Origin of the sequence: Solibacillus sp. FSL H8-0523, assembly GCF_038051985.1 — a bacterium.
In the GTDB taxonomy this organism is placed as follows: Bacteria; Bacillota; Bacilli; order Bacillales_A; family Planococcaceae; genus Solibacillus.
Genome location: NZ_CP150291.1, coordinates 555854 through 578066, shown reverse-complemented (window position 1 = coordinate 578066; position 22213 = coordinate 555854). Strand labels below are relative to the sequence as shown.

General features: G+C 38.0%; 14 protein-coding genes. 6 read left to right on the top strand and 8 right to left on the bottom strand.

The window, feature by feature from the left end; translation table 11 throughout:
• The first annotated feature begins 52 nt into the window (after positions 1–52).
• Complete coding sequence (locus NSQ62_RS02690) at positions 53–958, top strand: nuclease-related domain-containing protein (protein WP_341322390.1); 906 nt, start codon at positions 53–55, stop codon at positions 956–958.
• 200 nt (positions 959–1158) lie between these two features.
• On the opposite strand, the gene NSQ62_RS02685 is transcribed toward NSQ62_RS02690, so the two are convergent.
• Positions 1159–2214 carry an MraY family glycosyltransferase gene (locus tag NSQ62_RS02685; RefSeq protein WP_341322389.1) on the bottom strand — a complete coding sequence of 352 codons (1056 nt, stop codon included), beginning with the start codon at positions 2212–2214 and terminating at the stop codon, positions 1159–1161.
• 457 nt (positions 2215–2671) lie between these two features.
• Here NSQ62_RS02685 and secA2 point away from each other — a divergent pair, with 457 nt between their 5' ends.
• Together secA2 and NSQ62_RS02675 are read left to right on the top strand one after the other, a co-directional pair.
• Positions 2672–5032 carry an accessory Sec system translocase SecA2 gene (gene secA2, locus NSQ62_RS02680; RefSeq protein WP_341322388.1) on the top strand — a complete coding sequence of 787 codons (2361 nt, stop codon included), beginning with the start codon at positions 2672–2674 and terminating at the stop codon, positions 5030–5032.
• A 4-nt stretch (positions 5033–5036) separates the two neighbouring features.
• Positions 5037–5942 (top strand): accessory Sec system S-layer assembly protein, encoded by a 906-nt coding sequence (locus NSQ62_RS02675; RefSeq protein WP_341322387.1) that lies wholly within the window; start codon positions 5037–5039, stop codon positions 5940–5942.
• A 160-nt stretch (positions 5943–6102) separates the two neighbouring features.
• Here NSQ62_RS02675 and NSQ62_RS02670 read toward each other — a convergent pair whose 3' ends face one another.
• On the bottom strand, positions 6103–6657 hold the full coding sequence (locus tag NSQ62_RS02670; RefSeq protein WP_341322386.1) for a C40 family peptidase: 555 nt from the start codon (positions 6655–6657) through the stop codon (positions 6103–6105).
• A 322-nt stretch (positions 6658–6979) separates the two neighbouring features.
• The gene (locus NSQ62_RS02665; RefSeq protein WP_341322385.1) at positions 6980–7906 is read right to left on the bottom strand and encodes a LysM peptidoglycan-binding domain-containing protein; all 927 of its coding nucleotides are present in this window, start codon (positions 7904–7906) and stop codon (positions 6980–6982) included.
• 311 nt (positions 7907–8217) lie between these two features.
• Here NSQ62_RS02665 and brnQ point away from each other — a divergent pair, with 311 nt between their 5' ends.
• Both brnQ and NSQ62_RS02655 read left to right on the top strand, forming a co-directional pair.
• On the top strand, positions 8218–9537 hold the full coding sequence (gene brnQ, locus NSQ62_RS02660) for a branched-chain amino acid transport system II carrier protein (protein ID WP_341322384.1): 1320 nt from the start codon (positions 8218–8220) through the stop codon (positions 9535–9537).
• Between the two features lie 184 nt (positions 9538–9721).
• Positions 9722–11092: a S41 family peptidase gene (locus tag NSQ62_RS02655; protein WP_341322383.1), complete on the top strand. Its 1371-nt coding sequence runs from the start codon at positions 9722–9724 to the stop codon at positions 11090–11092.
• A 52-nt stretch (positions 11093–11144) separates the two neighbouring features.
• Here the strand turns inward: NSQ62_RS02655 and NSQ62_RS02650 are convergent, their stop codons facing one another.
• Positions 11145–11741, bottom strand: coding sequence for a TetR/AcrR family transcriptional regulator (locus NSQ62_RS02650; protein ID WP_341322382.1), 597 nt, complete (start codon positions 11739–11741; stop codon positions 11145–11147).
• Between the two features lie 382 nt (positions 11742–12123).
• On the opposite strand from NSQ62_RS02650, the gene NSQ62_RS02645 reads away from it, so the two are divergent.
• Positions 12124–14124: an S-layer homology domain-containing protein gene (locus NSQ62_RS02645; protein ID WP_341322381.1), complete on the top strand. Its 2001-nt coding sequence runs from the start codon at positions 12124–12126 to the stop codon at positions 14122–14124.
• 171 nt (positions 14125–14295) lie between these two features.
• Here the strand turns inward: NSQ62_RS02645 and NSQ62_RS02640 are convergent, their stop codons facing one another.
• The 4 genes from NSQ62_RS02640 to NSQ62_RS02625 all read right to left on the bottom strand — a co-directional run bounded on the left by NSQ62_RS02640 (position 14296) and on the right by NSQ62_RS02625 (position 22079).
• Positions 14296–15231 carry a C40 family peptidase gene (locus NSQ62_RS02640; RefSeq protein ID WP_341322380.1) on the bottom strand — a complete coding sequence of 312 codons (936 nt, stop codon included), beginning with the start codon at positions 15229–15231 and terminating at the stop codon, positions 14296–14298.
• A gap of 237 nt (positions 15232–15468) precedes the next feature.
• A complete protein-coding gene (locus NSQ62_RS02635; RefSeq protein ID WP_341322379.1) occupies positions 15469–16524 on the bottom strand; it encodes an S-layer homology domain-containing protein in 1056 nt (351 codons plus the stop codon).
• Between the two features lie 152 nt (positions 16525–16676).
• Positions 16677–20066: a hypothetical protein gene (locus NSQ62_RS02630; protein WP_341322378.1), complete on the bottom strand. Its 3390-nt coding sequence runs from the start codon at positions 20064–20066 to the stop codon at positions 16677–16679.
• A 198-nt stretch (positions 20067–20264) separates the two neighbouring features.
• Positions 20265–22079, bottom strand: coding sequence for an N-acetylmuramoyl-L-alanine amidase (locus tag NSQ62_RS02625; RefSeq protein ID WP_341322377.1), 1815 nt, complete (start codon positions 22077–22079; stop codon positions 20265–20267).
• Positions 22080–22213 lie beyond the last annotated feature (134 nt).

The following is a 22213-nucleotide window of genomic DNA, read 5'->3' as shown; positions in this document are numbered from 1 at the left end:
CATTTCATTTTTCGGCGTTATCAAGTACGTTTAGCAGATGGAGGTGAATTTAATGCAAAAATCGCAGCATTATTTGTTCATAGAGGCGCTTGTCCGTAGAATTCACACTACTGATCTTGAGGCGACACTATTTCAAGAGGAATTTTACCGGATGCAGGCGGGGCTTTCTGGGGAATTAAAACTTAAAAACAGGCTCGCAGATTATCATTTCAAAAGTGATTATTTCATTTTGTATAATTTTGAATGTATGAATACGCGCGGTTTTTCACATCAAATCATTTCGGGCCAGCTTTTCTATAAGCCAGCTGTGCATGAATTTTCGCGGCGAATGGAAAACAACATAGAAGAAAATTTACCAAATCCGTTCGACCAAGCATACCGGCATCAGTTATTTATCGAACAGGTTTTGCACCAGCATCATATTCATATCCCCGTCGTACATTTAGTCGTCATCGCGAACTACCGCGCCAAGCTCGATGTTTCACTGGAAACAATGCCTATTCTACATTTAAGCGGCCTCCCTACATTTCTTGAAAACTTATCTACCCAATTTCCACCCACAGCTTACCAGGTCTCAGAAATACAATCGATTTTTCTGAAAATGAAACAAATCCTGCCAGCTCGCCGTCAAATCGAACCGAGCCGATTAAAATCCGGCGTGTTTTGTACGAGCTGTGATACCAAGGCGCCGATGCTTTTTTACTCAGGCTACTGGCATTGTTTTAGCTGTAAGGCAAAATCGAAAAATGTGTTTCTGGATGCGCTTCATGATTATCGCACGTTAATTAGCAACCGTATTTCAAATAAGGCGTTTCGGCAATTCACCGGTATTGAATGTCGATTCGCAGCGAAACGTATACTCGCACAGCTTAATTTACACACTACTGGTTACAAAAGAACGCTGATGTACGTCATTCCAGATGAGATTTTGTGGATAAATTTGGAATTTCGCTCGTAAAAAGTGGAATTTCGCTCGTATGTTAGTCGCTTTCGCTCATAAAAACCTCTAAACCGCTCATAACTCGTGGAATTCCGCTCATAAGCACCCCAATATCGCTCATATCCAAGTTCCACCACACTTCCGCTCATCCCAAAAACCTAAAAAACCCAATAAAAAAACAAGCAACCAGCCAATGCCAGTTACTTGTTTCGATCTTTTCATTTATTGAACATTTTCACAAAATTGATGAGCGGTTTGTAGTTTTTACCGGCGAGGCCGATAATTTCTACTAATAACTCGATTGCTACTAAAATGACCGCGATTAATAAAATCGCACCCCAAACTTTTGCCATCGAGAAGATGACCGCCGCTAAGCCGAACATCGCAGCCATCGCGTAAATGATTAACACCGTTTGACGATGTGAGAAACCTAAATCAAGTAAGCGGTGATGTAAGTGGGATTTATCTGGATCCGACCATTTTTTCCCGCTACGTCTACGGCGCACAATAGCAAAGAATGTATCCGAAATCGGTACACCTAGCATAATGACCGGAATAACGAATGAGATCACTGTTACATTTTTAAATCCGAGAAGTGCAAGTACCGAAATCATAAATCCTAAAAATAATGCACCCGTATCCCCCATGAATATTTTCGCAGGGTGGAAGTTAAAGAATAAGAAACCAATTGTCGCAGCAGCTAAAATGGCACCCATGGCAATAACAATCCCGTTGCCCATAATCATCGCCATCACAGCTAATGTGATTAAAGCGATAGTTGAAACACCGGCAGCTAAGCCATCTAGACCATCGATTAAGTTAATGGCATTTGTAATGCCGACAATCCATACAATCGTAAATGGAATTCCTAACCAACCAAATTCAAGCTCACCACCGAATGGTAAGTTAATATTTTCAATTTGAATACCGCCAACAAACACAACGATACACGCAGCAGCAATTTGCCCGACCAATTTCGCTTTCGCTGAAATTTCGCGCATGTCATCGATTACACCTGTAATCACGATAATTGTAGCAGCGATTAAAATCGCATATAAGTAATCACTTTGGAAGTTTGTGACAAATTTTAAAAGTAAAATCCCTATCATAAAAGCAAGGTAAATCGCTAATCCACCAAGACGTGGCATAATGCGCGCATGTACTTTTCGATAGTTTGGGGCATCTACAGCGCCAATGCGAAACGCAAATCGCTTCACAAGCGGAGTAAGTAAAATGGCAGCAACAAAGGCCACGATTAAAGACACGTAAGTCATGTCTCTCCTCCTTAATATTTGTAGTCTCAACTGGTACAACGTTTATTGACGAGTTGAAGTTTCATTTAAAAACAAATTTCGCACCAAATTGTGAGAATGTCTGTCTTTTCTCCTGTGGATTTCCAAAAAGCATTATATTTTCGTATCCACTAAAAAAATATACATTATTATTCAGTGTCATTATAGCATGAACCCTTTATAAAACATAGTGCTATTTGCTTTATTCAAATGTCTCAAGTCTACTTTTTCTTTCTATTTATTTCTCAATTTTTCATTTTTTCAACACCTACTAGACGCTAATCAGTCAAAAAATCACTATGTTTCGGCTCTAAAAAATCCATTTTATTTCTATAATTCCTATGATTTCCCTATTGTCCAGTAGTCATTACACGTAAAATTTGATAAAATAATTGAGTGTCTACATTTCAAGTAGTCCATTTTAAAGGAGAGTAAAAATATGTTCTCAATTTTTAAACGCAACAAGGAGCAAACAAGCGTTAAAGAGTTAAAACGCTACTACAAAACAGTAGAGCAAATTAACAAACTTGAAGCAACGTACAGTCCGATGACGGACGACGAGCTCCGTAATATGACATTTACATTCAAAGAACGTTTAGAGAACGGCGAAGAGCTAGTTAACATCATCCCTGATGCCTTTGCTGTTGTGCGTGAAGCATCTAAACGTGTTTTAAACATGCGCCATTTCGATGTACAGCTAATTGGCGGTCTTGTATTAACAGAGGGTAATATCGCCGAAATGCCTACAGGTGAAGGTAAAACATTAGTTGCCTCACTTCCTTCTTACGTACGTGCATTAGAGGGCAAAGGGGTTCACGTGATCACAGTAAACGATTACTTAGCAAAGCGTGACTTCGAATTAATCGGTCAAATCCACCGATTCTTAGGGTTAACAGTTGGTCTGAACGTACCAATGATGGAACCTGCTGATAAAAAAATCGCCTACAATGCAGATATTACATATGGCGTTGGTACAGAATTTGGTTTCGACTACTTACGTGATAATATGGCGCATACAATTGGCGACAAAGTACAGCGCCCTTACCACTTCGCAATTATCGATGAGGTGGACTCGGTATTAATCGACGAAGCGAAAACACCGTTAATTATTGCAGGTAAAATGGGAGCAAACGAAGAGTTACATCGCATCGCTGCGATGTTAGCAAAACGTTTCGTAATGGATGAGGACTATGATTTCGACGACGAAACAAAGGCCACTTCATTAACAGATCAAGGGATTGAAAAGGTTGAAGCGGCATTTGGCGTAGACAACTTATATGACCTTGAGCACCAAACACTGTATCACTATGTTATCCAAGCCGTTCGTGCACACGTCATGTTCGAGCGTGATGTGGATTACATCGTACGTGACGATAAAATCGAGCTTGTAGATATGTTTACTGGCCGTATCATGGAAGGTCGTTCCCTTTCAGATGGATTACACCAAGCGATTGAAGCGAAAGAAGGCGTGACAATCACTGAAGAAAACAAAGCACAAGCACAAGTAACAATTCAGAACTACTTCCGTATGTACCCGAAATTATCAGGGATGACTGGTACTGCGAAAACGCAAGAAAAGGAGATCCTCGAAGTTTACGGCATGCGCGTGCTTCAAATTCCAACGAATCGCAAGCGCCAGCGTATGGACCAAACGGACATCGTATTCGAAAAAATCGAACAAAAATACGAATATGTAGCGCAAGAAGCACTACGCCGTCATGAAACAGGTCAGCCGGTATTAATCGGGACAACTTCGATTTTGCAATCTGAAAAAGTAGCAAGCTATTTAAAGAAATACGGCTTAGACTTCCAATTATTAAACGCTAAAACCGTTGAGCAAGAGGTTGAATTAATTTCAAGTGCTGGTCAAAAGAACCGTATTACCGTCGCAACAAACATGGCGGGTCGTGGTACGGATATCGTATTAGGTGAAGGCGTTGAAGCGCTTGGCGGCCTTTTTGTAATGGGTACAGAAAAGCACGAATCTCGTCGCGTTGATAACCAATTACGCGGTCGTTCAGGTCGTCAAGGTGACCCAGGTGAAAGCCAATTCATCCTGTCAATCGAAGACGATATGTTCAAGCGTTTTGCGAAAGACGATGTAGAGAAATTCCGCAAAAAGTTAACAGCAAACGAAATTGGTCGCATTCAAAACAAAGAAGTAAATGAGCTCATCGACCGTACACAACGTATCGTGGAAGGCGCACACTTCTCAATGCGTGAATATAACTTAAAGCTAGATGACGTCATTAACGATCAGCGTCGCGTTATTTATGACCTACGCGATAAAGTGTTACGTAACGAAAACATTCTAGAACATTTAGTAAAAATGATGGACGAAACCATCGACTTTGCGGTACGTGAAAACGCTCCAGAGGACAAAGATGTGCTAGAGTGGGACTTCGATAAAATGGAGCGCACGGTCAACTCACTATTCTTAACACCAGTTACTGTAAACCGTGACGAAACAAAAGTGAAGCGACTACTTAACGCGATGGACCCTTCTGTAAAAGAGCTGAAGGAAGTTATCGAAAGCTTCGAAACGAACGAGCAAATTATGGCCATCATTCCAAAAGTGATGCTAAGCTTTATCGACCAAATGTGGATTCGTCACCTTGAGCAAATGGCGCATTTAAAAGAGGGTATCGGCTTACGTCACTACCAACAAGAAGATCCAATGCGTATTTACCAACGTGAAGGTTTAGAATTATTCGGTAAAAACTATCAAGAGCTTCGTCGCAAAATTGTAGAAGAGCTTGTAACATTCATGAAAAACATTACGATGAACGTGGAGGAATAACACAATGGGTTTATTCGATTTATTTAAAAAAGGCGATAAAGTCGGCAAAGATAGCGCAATTGATTCATCATCAGTAGTAAAATCAGGTGCAAAAACTTCTAAAAAGGATGCAAACCGCGATGTGGTAACGAAATTATCGTTCCACCCTGAATGGGATGTGCCACAAGAGCAAAAATATGTGTTCAACTTCCTAGCAAACGATTTAGCACCATTAAAGCCAAACCAATTATCACTTTCTGCAATCAACATTGAACCAGCATTAGCAAACGGTTCTTGGAATGTTAAAGCATTCTTCCGTTCTTCGTTAGCAGAAGCAATTGAGCTTGGTGAAATTGAGCTACTTATTTTAGATAAGGAAGACAACCGTTTAGCGTCTCACTACTTTGACTTCAAGGAGTTAGGTGTGATTCCTGCTGAAAGCGCGCGTCCATGGATTTTCAACTTCCCTAAGTCAGCAATTACAGCGGAAGACGTACCTGCAGAAGGCTGGAAAATTTCATTCAACCTATTATCATTACGTGGTCACCAATTAGACCTTGATGATACGTGGAAAAAACAATTACCAAAAGAGCAGCAAGAAAAGCTAGCGGAAATCGTGAAAACATTACCGAAGCTTGGTAAAACAGAGGTTAACTTCACGGGCTTACAAACAAAGTTAAACGACGACAACAGCTTACACGCGTCAATCTTCATCCGCAATGGACACGACAAAGCGATTAACTTAGAGCAACTACCACTTGAAATCGTTGATGCGCGCGGTGAAATTGTTGCCAAAGGGTCATTCAAATTAGATCCGGTATTAACAGTTCAACCTAATACAACAAAGCCTTGGACGTTCATCTTCCCGGCACAACTTGTAACAGCAGAAGGCGCAGATCTATCTCGCTGGACAGCCCGCGTACCTCAATAGTTTTCATTTTAGTAGCACTCCATTCATTTGGGGTGCTTTTTTATTTGGCTGGCGTAGCGCTCCAGTTAAGATTCGCCAAACACGAAAAAATCCCCCATCCCCTTTTTATAAAGGGATGAGGGATTTGAAATTTTAGGTTTGAGTAAGTATAAGCTATGTATTATTCAGCGTCTACTTCTGGTGTGTTGTCTACGTCTGTTTCGTCTTCTAAAGCTGCAATTTTACTAGCTGTTTGGAAGCTCGCTACGCGTTTAGCGCCAACAAATTTGTTACCCCAGTAGTACTTGTCGTTAATGCTTGTTTTAATAACACCTTTGCTTGTTGAAGCGTGGATGAATTTACCTGAACCAATGTAAATTCCTACATGTGATACGCGTTTACCTGAAGTGTTGAAGAATACTAAGTCACCTGCTTGCAAATCGCTTTTCTTAACCGCTGTCCCTTGGCCATACATGCCTGCAGATGTGCGGTCTAATGAAGTAATACCTAATTCTTTAAATACGTGGCGTACATAACCAGAGCAGTCAAACCCTTTTGCAGTTGTTCCACCATAAGAATAACGAACACCAATGTATTTTGTAGAGATTTTATTTAGATCTTCTATAGAGTAGGGTGTTGATGCAGAAGCTTCGTTTTCATTCACTGGTGCAAAGAAAATGACGAATGCCGCTGCCATTGTTAGTACTGTGATACGTAATAGTTTAATGTAATTCATCCTGTTCCTCCAACCAAAATAATTTTCTGAAAACTTAACTGTTATTAGGTTAACACGGGAATCAGGTTTATAACATTACATTTACGTAACAATATAGTTACAATACCCCTTTACTGTAATTTTTAAACATATTCCGAAAACGCTTTTATATCAACGTTTCTAAGCTCTATTATTTTAAAATTAATGTAATATTTTTGAATAAAACCCGACTTTAACGTATTTATTGTAATATTTGTAACATAAGCAATAAGTCGTACCAATCAAAAAACGATTATGCCTTTTTACTTAATAGACATAATCGTTTTGTTTAAAGGTTATTTTATTATTTCACAACTGCAAAACGTTTATAGGCTACGAAGCGCTCTGCCCAATATTTTTCGTTCACATTACTAATGGTAATGCCTTTTGAACCGGCATGGATGAATTGATCCTCACCTATATAGATGCCCATATGTGAAATCGTTGGGATGAATGTGTTTTTAAAGAATACGATATCCCCTGGCACTGGCTTTTCTACCTTTAATGTATCCTGCTCGAAATATTGTAGGCTGGATTTACGGTCTAGCTTAATACCAGCATTGTTGTAAACGTAGCTTACAAAACCACTGCAATCAAAGCCTTCTAATGTATTTCCACCGTATTTATATGGAATCCCCATTGTTTGTTCGGCAATGTTGATCGCTAACGCATAAATATCCTTACTTGATTTTGATACAGTTGTTGGGGCTGCTTTTTCATTGTTTAACTGCTTTTCAATGACTGCGTCGGCTGTATCTTTAAAATTAATCACCGCTTCTACCGCTGTTGCTGTCGGGGCTTCAGTGATTACTTCTGCTCCATGAATCGCAAGCTGTTGGTCGATTTTAATGCTATCGGATTTCAAATTATTCCATTGCATTAAATTAGCAACCGTTGTCTTATACTTTTTCGCGATTTTAGTTAGCGTATCCCCCTTTACCACCGTATGACTTACAGGGTTTTGCTCTTTTTCTTCTACAACTGAAATAGCAATCACCTTGTTTTTACTTACTTTTGACGCGACGACAAGGGATTGAGCTATGTAAATTTGATCTCCCGCTAATTGATTCCATTGTTTCAGCTGCTGAATTGTCGTGTTGTGAGCTTTCGCGATTTTAGAGAGCGTGTCCCCTTTTTGAACTTTATAAGATGCTGCATCTGCTGTTGGCGCTGCAAATAAGACACCGCTCATTACCGCACCTGCTAACGCAACCTTTATAGCTTTCTTCATATCGAAAACTCCTCCTTTTCTGTGAAACTTATACTCTATTCCCATTTTACTCAATTTTATATCCTCAAAACAACATGCCAATAGATAGATTCTTCATACCATTCTCTCTAGTAAAGAGAAATTTTTCTCCTACCTTTTTTCTATTTTATATCCACTGAATTCTAGCGAAATTACGTAAATTCTGATGATTGCGTCGTTTTTGCTAATTTAAGGTTTTGCATTTTATTAGTTTTATGCTAAACTTACGTACTGTTGTTAGTTTTAAATTATTAGAAAGTTTTGTATATTCAAATTAAAAGGAGTCAGTCAACATGAATAGCAAGTCAGGTTTTTTCCGTGAGAATATCGCGGTCGGTTTCATGTTATTTGCACTTTTCTTAGGCGCAGGTAACATCATATTTCCACCACAGTTAGGTCAGATGGCCGGGGAAAATATTTTAGTTTCAATGATTGGATTTTTAATTACTGGGGTGGGCTTACCTCTTTTAGGTATTATCGCAGTCGCAAAAAATGGCGGAGATTTAGAAGTGTTAGCAGGTCGAATTAATCCATACTTCGGAATTATTTTTACTTCTATTATTTATTTATCAATTGGACCTTTCTTTGCCATCCCTCGTACAGGGGCAGTATCTTATTCAATCGGGATTGCGCCGTTTTTATCTGAAACGATGCAAGAAAGCTGGATTCCATTATTTATTACAACGTTATTATTCTTTAGCTTTACACTGTACTTAGCGTATAACCCAACGAAAATCGTTGACCGTGTTGGAAAGATTTTAACACCGGCATTACTAATCGTTATTTGCTTACTTGCGATTAAAGCGGTTATTACGCCACTAGGTGATATTGGACAAGCACAAGGCACTTACATCGACAACGCATTTGGTGAGTCGTTCATTCAAGGGTACTTAACAATGGACGTACTAGCATCACTTGTTTTCGGGATTGTTATTGTACAAGCATTAAAAGCACGAGGAATAACGGAAAAAGCAGCACAAATTAAAATTACAATTTTCGCCGGCATTGTTGCGGCATTAGGTTTAGCATTTGTTTATGTATCACTTGGCTATATCGGTGTAACAAGTACTTCCGCAATCGGCTTCCACGAAGATGGTGGGACGATTATTTCACTTGCTGCACAAGCGCTATACGGTCAAGCGGGCAGCATTATTTTATCAGCCGTTATTATTTTAGCTTGTTTAACAACTTCAGTTGGCTTACTATCTGCTAACGCAACGTTCTTCCATAAGATTTTCCCGAAAATTTCGTATCAAGTATACTTAGTCATTTTTGCGGTATTCTCTTTTGGTATTTCAAACTTTGGTTTAGCAGATTTAATTAAACTTTCATTACCAGTATTAGTAGCCATTTATCCGATCGCGATTGTATTAATGATATTCGCGTTATTCGGTAACCTTTTCAACCATGCACCTAGCGTGTACGGCGTAGCGTTAATTTTCACTGGTGTTGTAGCACTTTATGATGGGATTAAGCAAGCTGGTTTCGAAATTGAAGCCTATGATAACTTCTTATCTATCTTCCCACTCTATGAGCAAGGCATTGCATGGGTCGTTCCTGCACTTGTAGGTGGCGTAATTGGTTATATTATTCATCTAGTAAAACGTAAATAAGTTTGGCTGATAAGAGCGTATAGTGAATTGTTCACTATACGCTTTTTTCATTTTAATACTCATATCTTATTACTAAAATTGGACTTTATTGGGTATTGTTTATAAGATGAATGTAAAAATCCTATATAATAGAAGTTGGAATTAAATCATTTCACTAAAATAATAAGATAAGGTGGGCAAAATCATGCTAAAAAAACAACTGGCAGCACTACTCCTCTTCGTACTATGCTTCACGCTGCCATTAACAGCCCTAGGTGCATCACTCGATGAGGTGCGCGATGTAGTGAAGGATAATTACGTTGGCGACATCAACGGCAATCTCGACCGAGCAAAAAGCATTCCCGAACTGATGAATATGCTAGACCCATATTCAACGTATTTCACAGCAGATGAATTCGAACGCTTTAACAACGGGGTTGAGTTAACATCTGTTGGAATTGGCGTGGCAATTGAAAAAGTAGATTCTGGTATTAAAATTACACAGCTCTTTGATGGAGGCAGTGCCAAAAATGCTGGCTTAAAGGTTGGCGACATTATTACTGCGGTGGAAAGTACCTCGACAACTGTACTTTCCATTGACCAAGCCTCTTCACTCATTCAAGGAAAAGCAGGCACATCCGTTACGTTAACAATCTTACGTGAAGACGGCACAATCCTGAAGAAAATACTTGTGCGAAAAGCCTTTTCATTACCAAATGTGACAACAGACTTACTTTACGGCAATGTTGGTTATATTTCTCTTAGTTCGTTTTCAAATGATACAGCAAGCCTTGTATCGAAAGCGATTCGTGATTTAAAAAACAAGGGCGCAAAAGCATTTGTGTTCGATCTTCAAAACAACGGTGGCGGCTATGTAACAGCGGCCGAGCAGCTAATCGGAATGTTCCCGAATGCCGCCTATGCTTACAAATTAAAAGAAACCAAAACGACATCCAATGTACGTGCACTAAAGCAAGCGACACAATTTCCTGAAAACACAAAGGTATTAATCAATGAATCTAGTGCCAGTGCCTCTGAAATGACAGCAGCAGCCCTATTAGATCAAAATGCAGCGACGTTATATGGTAAAAAATCATATGGAAAAGGGGCTATGCAAGGATTCTTCGAGCTTGAAGACGGCAGCTTCTTAAAACTAACGATTGCTGAATTTTCGGGCCCTAATGGAACAGCCATTAATCATGTCGGTGTAAACCCACATGTGATAACGTCTAGTAATGCAATTTACAAAGCTCATTTCGATACAATTGCTAGCAATCTTATCAACTATCAAGAAATTGCTTCATTAAAAAAAGTGTCGGTAAACAAAACATTTACAGTGACATTTTCTAAAGCTATCGTTTCTAAGCTAGACCCTACTGCGGTACAACTGGTAGAACTAGGCGGAAACGAAGTAGCCTCGACATTCAACGTCTCTGGCGATAAACTACTTGTAACACCTAACCAGCCGTTAACAGCAGGCAAAGAATATATGGTCGTGATTCATCCAAAAGTAAAAACACCAAGTGGCCAAAGCTTAAAAAAGGGTGTTTATTTACATGTAACTGTAGCAAAATAACAAAAAGACGTTAGCCCACTATTCTGGCTAACGTCTTTTTACGTTTACTTAATTATTGATAAACTAATGGTTGTTCAGTTGAGAAATAAATCGTACTAATTTCTTGTGCAAGCTTTTCCGGATTCGATTTATTCGTTAATAGATTCGTTAACGTTAAACGCTCCATCGATCCAACTAAGCTTTCTGCAAGCACATTCGAATTCACACGTTTTACAACGGGACACTCTTTCAAGTTTTCATTGATGACATTTTCAATTTTCGAAACAAGTAGCTGCTTCAAACCAGACGATTGCTCTGCCTCGTAAAAACCGATTTTTGTTAAGTTTGGATTTTCAATAAAGTAATCAAAAATACATTTTAAGTTTTGTTCGATTAACTCGTTGGCATTTTTAGTAGCACTCACTGTTTCTTCCTTGTTTGTGAAAATTTCGATTAAATCGCTTTGGAATTTTTCATTCAAGTCATTAAATAATGTTTCTTTACTTTGGAAATACAAATAAAATGTCGGCTGTGTAAGACTTGCTGCCTTAACAATGTCACTAATTTTTGTTTGGTGATAGCCATGTGTAGAGAAAAGCTCAATGGCTTTCTCCAGCAATAATTTTTTACTTTTTTCTCCACTTGAATTGACGCGTCGTCCTCTAGCCATACTTCTCCACCCTTATCTCTTTTTAGATGTTTAGTACTTAATAATTACCAATTATTTCACATTCATTATATATTAAATATCTTTCAAAATAAAGGTTTCTGTCATAAAAATAACATTTTATCTCATTTTTAGTAGTTCATTTATATTAATAGAGAGTAATATATTTTTTGTTTATTGATGTTCGTTCTTTAAAATTTAGCTAACTATCTTGTCATTCCGTAACTATACAGAAATAACTTTGCTAACAGAAACCTTTTATATTTTTACTTTCTGTTACACTTCTAACATTACAAATCTGTTACAAACAATTTAATAATGGTAGTTTTTCTATTATTCTCCTCTATAAATTGATAAACTGATTTAATGAAAGGAGTGTGAATCGATGTTTAAAAAAATTATCGGTCTTGCAATGGCTTTACTCGTTGCATTTACCTTTACTACACAAACAACATCTCATGCTAACGATATACAGGGTCACTTAATGGTCCATGAATTAACGTATTGGTCGAGCTTAGACGTCATTCGTGCGGATGCAAAGGGCAATTACAATCCAAACCGCGCAGTAACGCGAGGTGAATTTGCGTCTTATATTACACGAGCACTTGATCTACCAGAGTCATCTTCTTATACGTTTAAAGACTTAACACCTGGTCAAACATTAACAAACGAAATTCAAGCGGCGGCGGGGGCAAATATTTTAAGTGGCTACCCTGATGGTACTTTCCGTCCAAACGAAAAAATTACACGCGAGCAAATGGCGGCGCTTTTACTACGCACGCTAACGTATAAAAAAGTCCCTGTAAATGGTGCCCCACTTACATTTAAGGACAACGAAAAAATTCGTGATGAATTTAAGGCCGCCGTTGCAGCCAATGTGTATTACAACATTATTCGTGGCTCACAAACAGCAAAAGGGATTTACTTTGAACCAAAGGGCTCTGCAACGATCGCACAAGCAGCGGCATTTTTATACCGTATGAATACAACGATTGATCAATATACGGATAATGGCGAAGACGACACGCCTGATGTGATACAACCTGCGGATCCATCAAGCTATTACATCGGTAAAATTAGCAATGGGGTCGTTACAAAAAATCCAACGATCTATTTTTCATATGAGCAAGCAGTAGCGGCTCAAAAAGCAGCGAAGCTAAATCTATTATTTAAGGGCGACAAAATTATTAGTATGCCTGCTGGAATTGCTTCTGCAGCTGATACAAAAGCCAACACGGTCATTGTTTATGCAGATTCAAATTTCAAAAAAGACCTTACGTATGCGGTTGAAGGCAGCGAATTTAAATATTATTCAAGCACCGATAAATACGCAATCGTCCGTTTAGCTGATACAAAGGGTTACGTAAAAATGGATGAGGTAACATTAACGCCTTCTAGCCTACTAAAAGAGCAATCGTTTTACTTTGTACTAGATGGCTATTTACATCACAACACATATAACCATATTACGAATAAATACTATGGTGCTTATGTTATTGGTCCTGCGCCAAGCTTCATGAAAACGGGCGCGCGCTATTACAGCCAAGACGGGGTCAATTTCTATAGCGACTTTTTACTAACTTCAAAAGTCGGTACCTACTATTCATATTTCCAATTTGCTTCAATCCGTCAGCACTCAAACTATACGGCAGAAGAGCTTGATAACATTATTCTGACTCTATTAACAGAACGTCAAAGTCAAAAAGGCTATGAGAATGTATTAACAGATTCACGCCTTTTAGGGATGGGACAATTATTAAAAGAAGTTGAAGCTGAGCACAATGTGAATGCATTATTCATTTTAGCTTCGGCGATTCATGAAAGTGACTACGGTATAAGTGAAAACTCACTTAAAAAGAACAATATTTTTGGGATCACCGTATATGATTCTAATACAGCACTTGGGACAACGTTTGCAACACGAGATGATAGTGTACGCGCATTTATCAATCAATACGCGAATTTAAACTATGTGCCACAATCAGGAAAATTTGCAAACGGAGCAGTTCCAGGAAACAAAACAACCGGTATGAATGTTCGCTACGCTTCAGATCCATTCTGGGGTAGTAAAATTGCTGGCCATATGTTCCGTATCGACAACCGTTTTGGTAAAAAAGATACATTATCTTCACAGCTAGCATTTGTAATTTATAACGGCGATCAAATCAGTGCGCGCGCTGAAGCCACACAGTTTTCAGAACGATTATATTGGTATAAAGCGAAAAACATCGGAGAAACGAAAACATTCGGCTACCCTGCTGTTATCGTTGAGGAAACAACAGGCTCAGATGGCTACGTCTGGTACAAGCTATTATCAGATGATAACCCACCAAGCCGCTATGTATGGGTACGCTCAGACCTAGTTACAAAGTTCCAAGCAAACTAATACAAATATAAACCCGCCCCGTCGTTTAATACGAATTGGGCGGGTTTTTTTATGTAACGTGTGGTTGTGCGCACAGGTATGGAGACTGCTGACACAATGTGATCATCTATAATTTCCTTAACAATAAAAAAAGACATACTGGCTATTTCAGCCAGCATGTCTTAAAAATCATTATTTATTTTGAGCGCGATCAATAAATGTCGCTAAATCTTTTAATTTTACGTAATGATTAATACCATATGTACCATCACCTAAACCGATTGTCACACCATTTGACGCTAAAATTTTGATATCATTATGTGCCCAGTGAGACGAGGCTACATCTGCAAAACTTAGTGGTTGCTCTTCTAATTCTAATTTATAGGCAGCTACCAGTACTTTTGCCATTTGTGCACGTGTAAATGGTGAACCTGGGTTAAACTTGCCGTTTTCATCACCTGTAAAGATACCTAAATCATATAATGCTTTTGCAGCACCTGCATATTTAGAAGATGATTTAATATCTGGGAATACTGATGTTGTATCTGTTGTTTCAAGACCTAATGATTCCGCTAATTGTAGTGCTACTTCACCACGAGATGCAAAAATCGTGAAATCGATTGCTGCGTTTTTAACTTCTGCCTTTTCTACAGACGCTACAACCGTTTTTTCTTCAAAGCTAGCTACACGCTTTGCTCCAACATAGCGCTTAGCCCAGTAAGAGCTGTTAAGGCTTGCTACGGCTACACCCGTACTTACACCAGCATGGATAAACTTACTACCACCTAATGAAATCCCTACGTGCGAAACGCCGCCTGAAGTATTAAAGAACACTAAGTCCCCTGATTGTAAATTAGCTTTTGAAACAGCTGTCCCTTGCTTGTATTGCATAGCCGCTGTACGGTTTAATGAATAGCCTAATTTTTTGAAGACTAATTGAGTATAACCTGAACAATCAAGTCCACGAGTTGTTGTTCCTCCATATACATATGGGACACCGATATATTTAGAAGCTGTTGCTGTTAATTCTGAAATTGATGCTGCCTCAGCAGTATTGTTAGTTGTAGTAGCCGTTCCAGCGAAAATCATAAATGCTGCAAAAATCGGCAAAAGAATTTTTTTCTTCACGTTAAATGTAACTCCCTTTCAAAAACTAATAAGGTTTATTTAACCTACATATAGGGTAACATATAACTTTGTGTAACTACTTTTCACTTCTGTAACAGTTCACACGAAATGCCCTAAAAACAAAAAACACAAATTTCCTATCATAGAATAGAAAATTAGCGTTTAAGCTACAAAATATTCATTTCCCAACTATTTCTCGTAATGGTTTTGTAATATAACAAGCTAGTAATTACCATATTATTTTGAAGAAAAATGCTGAACTACATAAAAATTCCCAGTTTTTGTTTTTTCAATTCCAATCCCCATATACTCATAATGACTTTTCAAAATATTGGCACGGTGATTTGGTGAAGCCATCCATGCATCCACCGTTGCTTCTGCCGTTGAAAAATTGCGGGCAATGTTTTCTCCAAAACTTACATAGTCATAATCAAATAACGTCGCTAAATCCCACGGGTTTCCATAGAACGGCGAATAGTGTTCAAAGTAATTACGCTTGACCATATCTTTTGCTTTAATAATCGCAACCTGCGTTAAATCCGGATCTAATGCAAGCTTAGCCAAATTATTTTTCACACGAATCTCATTAACTAGCTTCAACGTCTTCGTTTCCCACGCTTTATATTGATTTACTGTTGAAATATAATCCTTTTGTAAAAAATCATATACCACTTCTTTTTTTGCAAGTTGTCCTTTAAATGCCATACCGCGCTTCGCTAACAAGGCGATTTGCGCGCGCGTTACATATTGATTAGGCTCAAATGTTGTTGCGGTAAATCCTTGAACAATCGCAGCATCTGCCAAAGACTCAATGTAATCCTTAGCCCAAAAATTTGTCGATAAGTCGTTAAATGATGCTTTATTTTGATTATCTACCTCTACGCCATAAGCAAGAGCAATCATTTTCGAAATTTCTGAACGCTTTAACTGCGCATTGGGATAAAAGAAATTTCCATTTTGTAAGACACCTAATTCTGTTAGCTTACTAACTTGTTTATAGTACGGATATGTTTCTGGAACATCCTGAAAACTTGGCTGAAAATCTGTTTTCACATCAATGCCCATTGTACGTGCAATAATGACTGCCGCTTCTCCACGAGTCGTCGTTTGGTTTGGCTTAAATGTACCGTCTTGATAGCCCTGCATATATCCTTTAGCAACTAAATCGTAAATTGTACTAGCTGCCCAATGCTTTTGCGACACATCACTAAATGTCGTTGCTGCAAGACTAGTTGTTTGTGTACTTAAAAATAATAAGGCTGCTAGTGAACTTGCTAAGAATCGTTTTTTCACCCAATCATCCCTCTTCTATAAACTATGTATTTTCTTTTATATCTTATCGATTTCTATTTTAACATGCAAAAGAGCGTATCTTCCCTTGATGGAAGAACGCTCTTTCAATAATATCAAATTTTTACATAAAGTAAACTATTGCTTCGTTAATACTATAGCTCCATCTCAAAAACAGCAGCTTGTAGTATCTGATAATTGCTCACAAGTGGCTTTTGCTCCAATGTTAGCTTATCGTAAGCTTTTTTTGCCGATTTCACCTTTGATGTAGCATTTCTTGCTGTCATATCGATGGCCGCAATTTGTTTTTCCACTTTAGCAACTACCTTTAAATCCTTCTCTGCTTGCTTTAAGACATCATAGTTTGTCACTTGCTTACGTATATTTGATGGGAGTTCTTTATAAGCCGCTGCGGCAGTCGCTACGTCAGCGGCATAGGTGCTGGCGGTACTTGTTAATGAACCAATTAAACTAATCACCACTTTTGCTTCATCCACATTTAATTGTGCTTCTTGCAGCTTGTAATAATTGGTTACTTTTTGCTTCTCTTCTTGTGATAAACGGTCATAGGAAGTTTTCGCAGCCTCTAAGTTCCCTTGATAATAACGATCGTTTGGCTTTAACTTTTCGATTAAATCATAGGTATGAATAACATTTGCTAAATTCGAATATTTGTCTATATTCGTGATATAGGTATATTGTGTATCATCTAGTCTTTGTAAGGATTTATTGACCTTTTCAAATTGTCTCGCTAAATTATTTCGTGGATTTAATAATCCCTCGATTTCATCGATTATCTTTTGTACTGGCTTAATATATTTTTCTTGTGTTTTTAATTCGTCGATTAATGAGACAGCCTTTTTATTCGATGAATTCAGGCTAGTATATGCTTTACGCACTTCCTTAACCGCTTCAATGAATTGCAGTGGTTCTACAGCTTTTAGATTACGAATCATAGCATCTACACTTGCACCACCTGCTACATTTAGTTCGTGATCTATTAATACTTTAAGATTTGAAACCTTTTGTTGTAACTCTGGCTTTAAACTATTGTAGAGATGACGTGCATTTTCTGTATCCTTCACATACGTCTTGCTTGAACTTTTAATCGTACTAATTGCGTCGATTACATCAAAGAGTTGCTTTAAATCGCCAAGTAGCAGTACATCATTTTCCAATAAGTTTCGGTCAACTAGCGACAGCTTTTCATAGGCCTTTTGAGCAGATTTATATTTTGAAATAAATGTTTTTGCATTCGATGGGTCTAAATTTAGGATATCTTGATCTAACTTAATAATTGGCCTCATTGCACGTTCACGCGAAGTTAACTCTTTATAATTTAAAATAAGTGATTGCCTTGTACGGTCTAATTTATCATAGGCTTCACGCGCTTCACGTAATTTCACTAAATAATCTTCCGCTGTTGGTATCGCTGCATTAATAAGCGCAATGACTGTTTCAGCTTGGTTCATATTTTCTTCTGCTTCTACAAGCTTTCCAATGTTGTGCACAATTGTCTTTTCATTTGTCGTAAGCTCTTCAAACTCTTTACGCAAATCTTGAACGTCTGTTTCATACGTTTTACTTGTTGTTTTTAGTTTGTTGATACGCTCAATGATTGCTGCCGGCTTTAACAGGCTACTCAACTTATCGTAGTTATAGACATTGCCTTTTTGCACTGTTGTTAACTTTTGAAAAGCTTTTTCTGCTGTATTTACTTTTTTAGAAAACTGTAAATCTGTATTTTCAGGTAGTTGTTCAATTACATTAAATACTTTTAATGACGCATTATAGTCTTTTTCAAATGTCGTTAAGTCTTGAGCATTTAAAATATTGCTCTTTGTAGCGCTGTCTAATCGTTTATATTCTTCCGAAAGCCTTTTCAGCTCTTCCATAAAACTTTGACCTGTTTTAGAGGATAGACCTTCAATTCGTGCTGTAATGCTGTCAATCGTTGCAATCGTTGCTTTAAATGTATCAAGCTTTGGGCCATATTCCGTTACTAAACGCTGTTTGCCAACAATCACTTTATCTGTTGGAGCTGGTGAACTTTCAGGATTTCCAGTTACCCCTGCAGTTAACGCATTATACGTACCTTGCGCTGCTTCATAATCTTTTCTAAATTCAGCACTATTCACACGGATGGCATCAATTTCTTTCATTATTAATGCTATCGGTAAATAGTTTTCTACTGTCATGTAGTTGGTAACCGTACTTTTCAGTGCTTCCGTCGCCAGTTTATCGTATGCGGCTTTTGCTGCTGTTGTTTTACTGACAAAGTCTTTCGCACTCGGATCAATCGCCTCAATTTGCTTTACAACAGCTAATGCCGATTTATAAGTGGCCTCTAACGCTGTTAACTGGCTTATATTTGAAACGAATTTTTTTCCTTCCGAAGATAGCGAATTAAATTTTTCACGGGCGCTTGCTAATGTTACTAGATCTACCTTATCCTTTAAGGCATTAATGATATTTTCTACGTCAACAATGATTGCTTGCTCGTCTTCTATATAGGCAACGTATTCAGCTAAAAATATTTTTAGCCCCGGTAGATTTTTTTTGTCGATTTCAGATAAATTTGCGCTATGTTCCGTCATTTTGCCATCAAAGGTCTCTAAAGTTGCCTTCGCTGCATTGACTGTTTCTGTTACGCGCGACAAGTCTGTATTAAGCTCTAAAACCGGTGTGGAAATTGCTGTGAAATCTTTTAGCGCTACTAATCGGCCTTTATTCGTAACAAGCGCTTGCGGATCAACCTCTGCTGAAACCGATGCTAGCGTAATTTTTTCTAGCTTTGTAAGAGCCGCATTGACTTTCGTATTAAACTGTTTAACTGCAGTAGCCTTGCTCGATTCTGTTGCAGAACCCCATGTTGCAAAGCTTGTCGTCGTAATGGCATCGATTTCTTTAATAAGCTGTGTGGATGCTGTAAGCGCTTGTCTCCATGAAGTAATCGTCGCTTGTGAGGCATCTGTTAAATATTTTCTTTGTGTAGCCGTCAGTTCGTTATAAGCTGCTACGATTTCTGCAACCTTTGTCAGCGTATTGGCTGGTGTCATTTCTATCATATCTTGCTCAAGTATTATTACTTCCGCAACAGAATCTGATAATTTAGTCAGCGTTGAATAGTTAAAAACGTAGCGTTGATACGCTTCTAAGTTATCAAATTCTGTCATTGTATCATTGATTGCACTGTCTAACTTTATAGCTTCATCCGTTTTTTTAGAAAGTTCATCAATGCGTTTCGCAATGGTATATGTCGCTTGGATCTGTGCATAATTTTTTGCCACTTCTTCTGATATTGCCTTTTTTTCTTCAGCCGTCAGCTTGCCATAAGCGGTCTTCACCTTAGTCACTGCTGTATTTAGTGTTGAAAGTGTTTTTGATGGGGTTGAATCTGAAAATGTAGCCATGGCTTGCGTAAATTTCTCTACGTTTGCGCTTACGGGTGTAATTTCTTCTGCTTGTGTTGGAGATACCTGTGCAACAAATGCCGGCGTAACTAGCAAACCTGCCATTAAGCAGATTTTTATATTTTTTTTCACGATAGTTCCTCCTCTTTTTTGATAAACATAGGGTATATGACATACTTCTTTAATTTTTATCGGTAAAATAGCTCCAAATTTAAGTTACAGGATTGTAAATGTTACTATTTAGAAATTATTCTTAATAAAATCTAGTACAAAATAAAAATACAAATTTTCTATGAGTAGAAAATTTGTATTTTTGAGACGTGTTAAAAACTAGTTTCTTGCATAATAATCGACAATACCTTGATAAATCGAATCTGCGAAAATTTCTACGTATTTATCGCTCACTAATTTTGCTCGGTCAGCGTCATTACTAATAAAACCAAGTTCCAATAACACTGCGGGAATCTTTAAGCCTACAATTACTTTATAATCGTTACGTTTCACACCACGATTTGTCATGTCTGCATTTTTCACGATTAAATTATTAATATTTGTTGCGAGTACAACGTCTTCTTTTTCATTTTCGTTGGACTTTACACTATAATACGTTTCTGTTCCGTTTGGCTTTGCTGTTGTAAATGAGTTTGTATGAATACTCACAAACAATTCTCCGTAATTGGCTTTCGTAAATTGAATACGTTCGTCAAGTGTAGGGAATGTATCCCCCGTACGTGTCATTTTCACAATCGCTCCATCTGCTTCTAACTTTTCTTTCACTAAGTTTGTTACTTTTAAAACAATGGATTTTTCTGTATAAGCGCCACTAATTGCTCCAGGGTCTTTCCCACCGTGCCCTGGGTCAAGAACAATAATTCTATTTTTAACTGGGCCATCTACAGTATTTTTCAAACGAACAAATCTTTTTTCAACAAAGCCGGTCATGCCGTTATACAATACTTCAACCCAATTTCCGTCAATCGCTAAAAGATCGACCTGTGTACCGCGACTCATTTTATTAAGTACTTTCGAGCTTGTATTACTTTCCTCAAAAATAGCTAACTCATTTATTGTCGCAATGCCGATTGTAGCTAAAGGCTCTGCCACTGGCTGCTCTGTTACAATCTCTGTCTCACTTGTATTTTCATCGATTGCTGGTTCACTTTGTTCATCTGTTACTACAGGATTTTCTGTTTCTGGCCCTTGTTGCTCTTGAGGCTCTTCTTGCTCTTCATCCAATTGTAGCTGTTCGGTCGACTTCGTATATTCCTTTGCAACGAATGCTGTTTTACCGTTATATGCTACCTTTAGCCAATAGCCCTGGTCCTCATAAACAGCAAGTTCTTTTCCTGTATTTTCTTTTCCTACAATGTTTGTACTCTGGGTACTTGCTGCAGATGAACGAATATTTAACCCGTCCACTGTAACATAAACCTTGCCAATAATTTTTAGTGGCTCTGTTGGATTGCTAGTAGATACACCTTGTACCGGTAGTTTTAAGCGGTATGTATCTGATGATGCACGTGCCACAAATGAAGAAAATTGCGCTCTTGTTACCGGATCCTTTGCACTGTACTTAGTAGAATTATGCGTTCCACTCGTAATGCCGTTGTAATAGATTGCCGTAATGTACGGATAATATGGATCGGACTTTGCAACGTCTGTAAACGGAATTGTTAAATTAGCAGTTTGCTCAACATTTAAATGAAATGCCTTTGAAAGCACTTTACTCATCTCGTTACGAGAAAGTGCAATTTTCGGTTCAAATTTCCCTGGCGAATATTCACTAAAATACCCTAGTTGAACTGCGCGCTCAACATATCCAGATAATGCCGCATTCTTTTTTAGGTCAATATCTGTAAATGAAGATTTTGTAACAACTAATGGTTCTTGTCCGGTTGCAACAACAACCATCTTGGCTGCTTGTCCACGCGTTACTTGGTCATTTGGCTTAAATACCCGCTTGCCCTTTTCAAATGACCCCTCTAATACACCTAAATCCACTAAATACATAATCTCTCCATAGGCTGGAGTTGCTGATGAAACATCCGTAAAATTAATCGTGGCTGCTTGTGCTTTAGAACTTTGAACTGCAAATAATGAAATCACGAAAACAACTAACATCAAGCTGATTTTTTTTAAGTACACTGCTGCCGGCCTCCCTCAGCTAATAATTAATTACCATTTTAACAAAAAATAGTATAAAATTCACTAATTTTAGATAGTTTATACTTTTATACTATATATTATATTTTTATTGCAATAGATTTTTAATAAAGAGG

Bases quoted from the DNA above. Each gene is read 5' to 3' on its own strand.
- NSQ62_RS02650 (WP_341322382.1), bottom strand. From the start codon at position 11,741: ATGGCTAGAGGACGACGCGTCAATTCAAGTGGAGAAAAAAGTAAAAAA.
- NSQ62_RS02655 (WP_341322383.1), top strand. From the start codon at position 9,722: ATGCTAAAAAAACAACTGGCAGCACTACTCCTCTTCGTACTATGCTTC.
- NSQ62_RS02690 (WP_341322390.1), top strand. From the start codon at position 53: ATGCAAAAATCGCAGCATTATTTGTTCATAGAGGCGCTTGTCCGTAGA.
- brnQ (WP_341322384.1), top strand. From the start codon at position 8,218: ATGAATAGCAAGTCAGGTTTTTTCCGTGAGAATATCGCGGTCGGTTTC.
- NSQ62_RS02645 (WP_341322381.1), top strand. From the start codon at position 12,124: ATGTTTAAAAAAATTATCGGTCTTGCAATGGCTTTACTCGTTGCATTT.
- NSQ62_RS02670 (WP_341322386.1), bottom strand. From the start codon at position 6,657: ATGAATTACATTAAACTATTACGTATCACAGTACTAACAATGGCAGCG.
- NSQ62_RS02665 (WP_341322385.1), bottom strand. From the start codon at position 7,906: ATGAAGAAAGCTATAAAGGTTGCGTTAGCAGGTGCGGTAATGAGCGGT.
- NSQ62_RS02675 (WP_341322387.1), top strand. From the start codon at position 5,037: ATGGGTTTATTCGATTTATTTAAAAAAGGCGATAAAGTCGGCAAAGAT.
- secA2 (WP_341322388.1), top strand. From the start codon at position 2,672: ATGTTCTCAATTTTTAAACGCAACAAGGAGCAAACAAGCGTTAAAGAG.
- NSQ62_RS02685 (WP_341322389.1), bottom strand. From the start codon at position 2,214: ATGACTTACGTGTCTTTAATCGTGGCCTTTGTTGCTGCCATTTTACTT.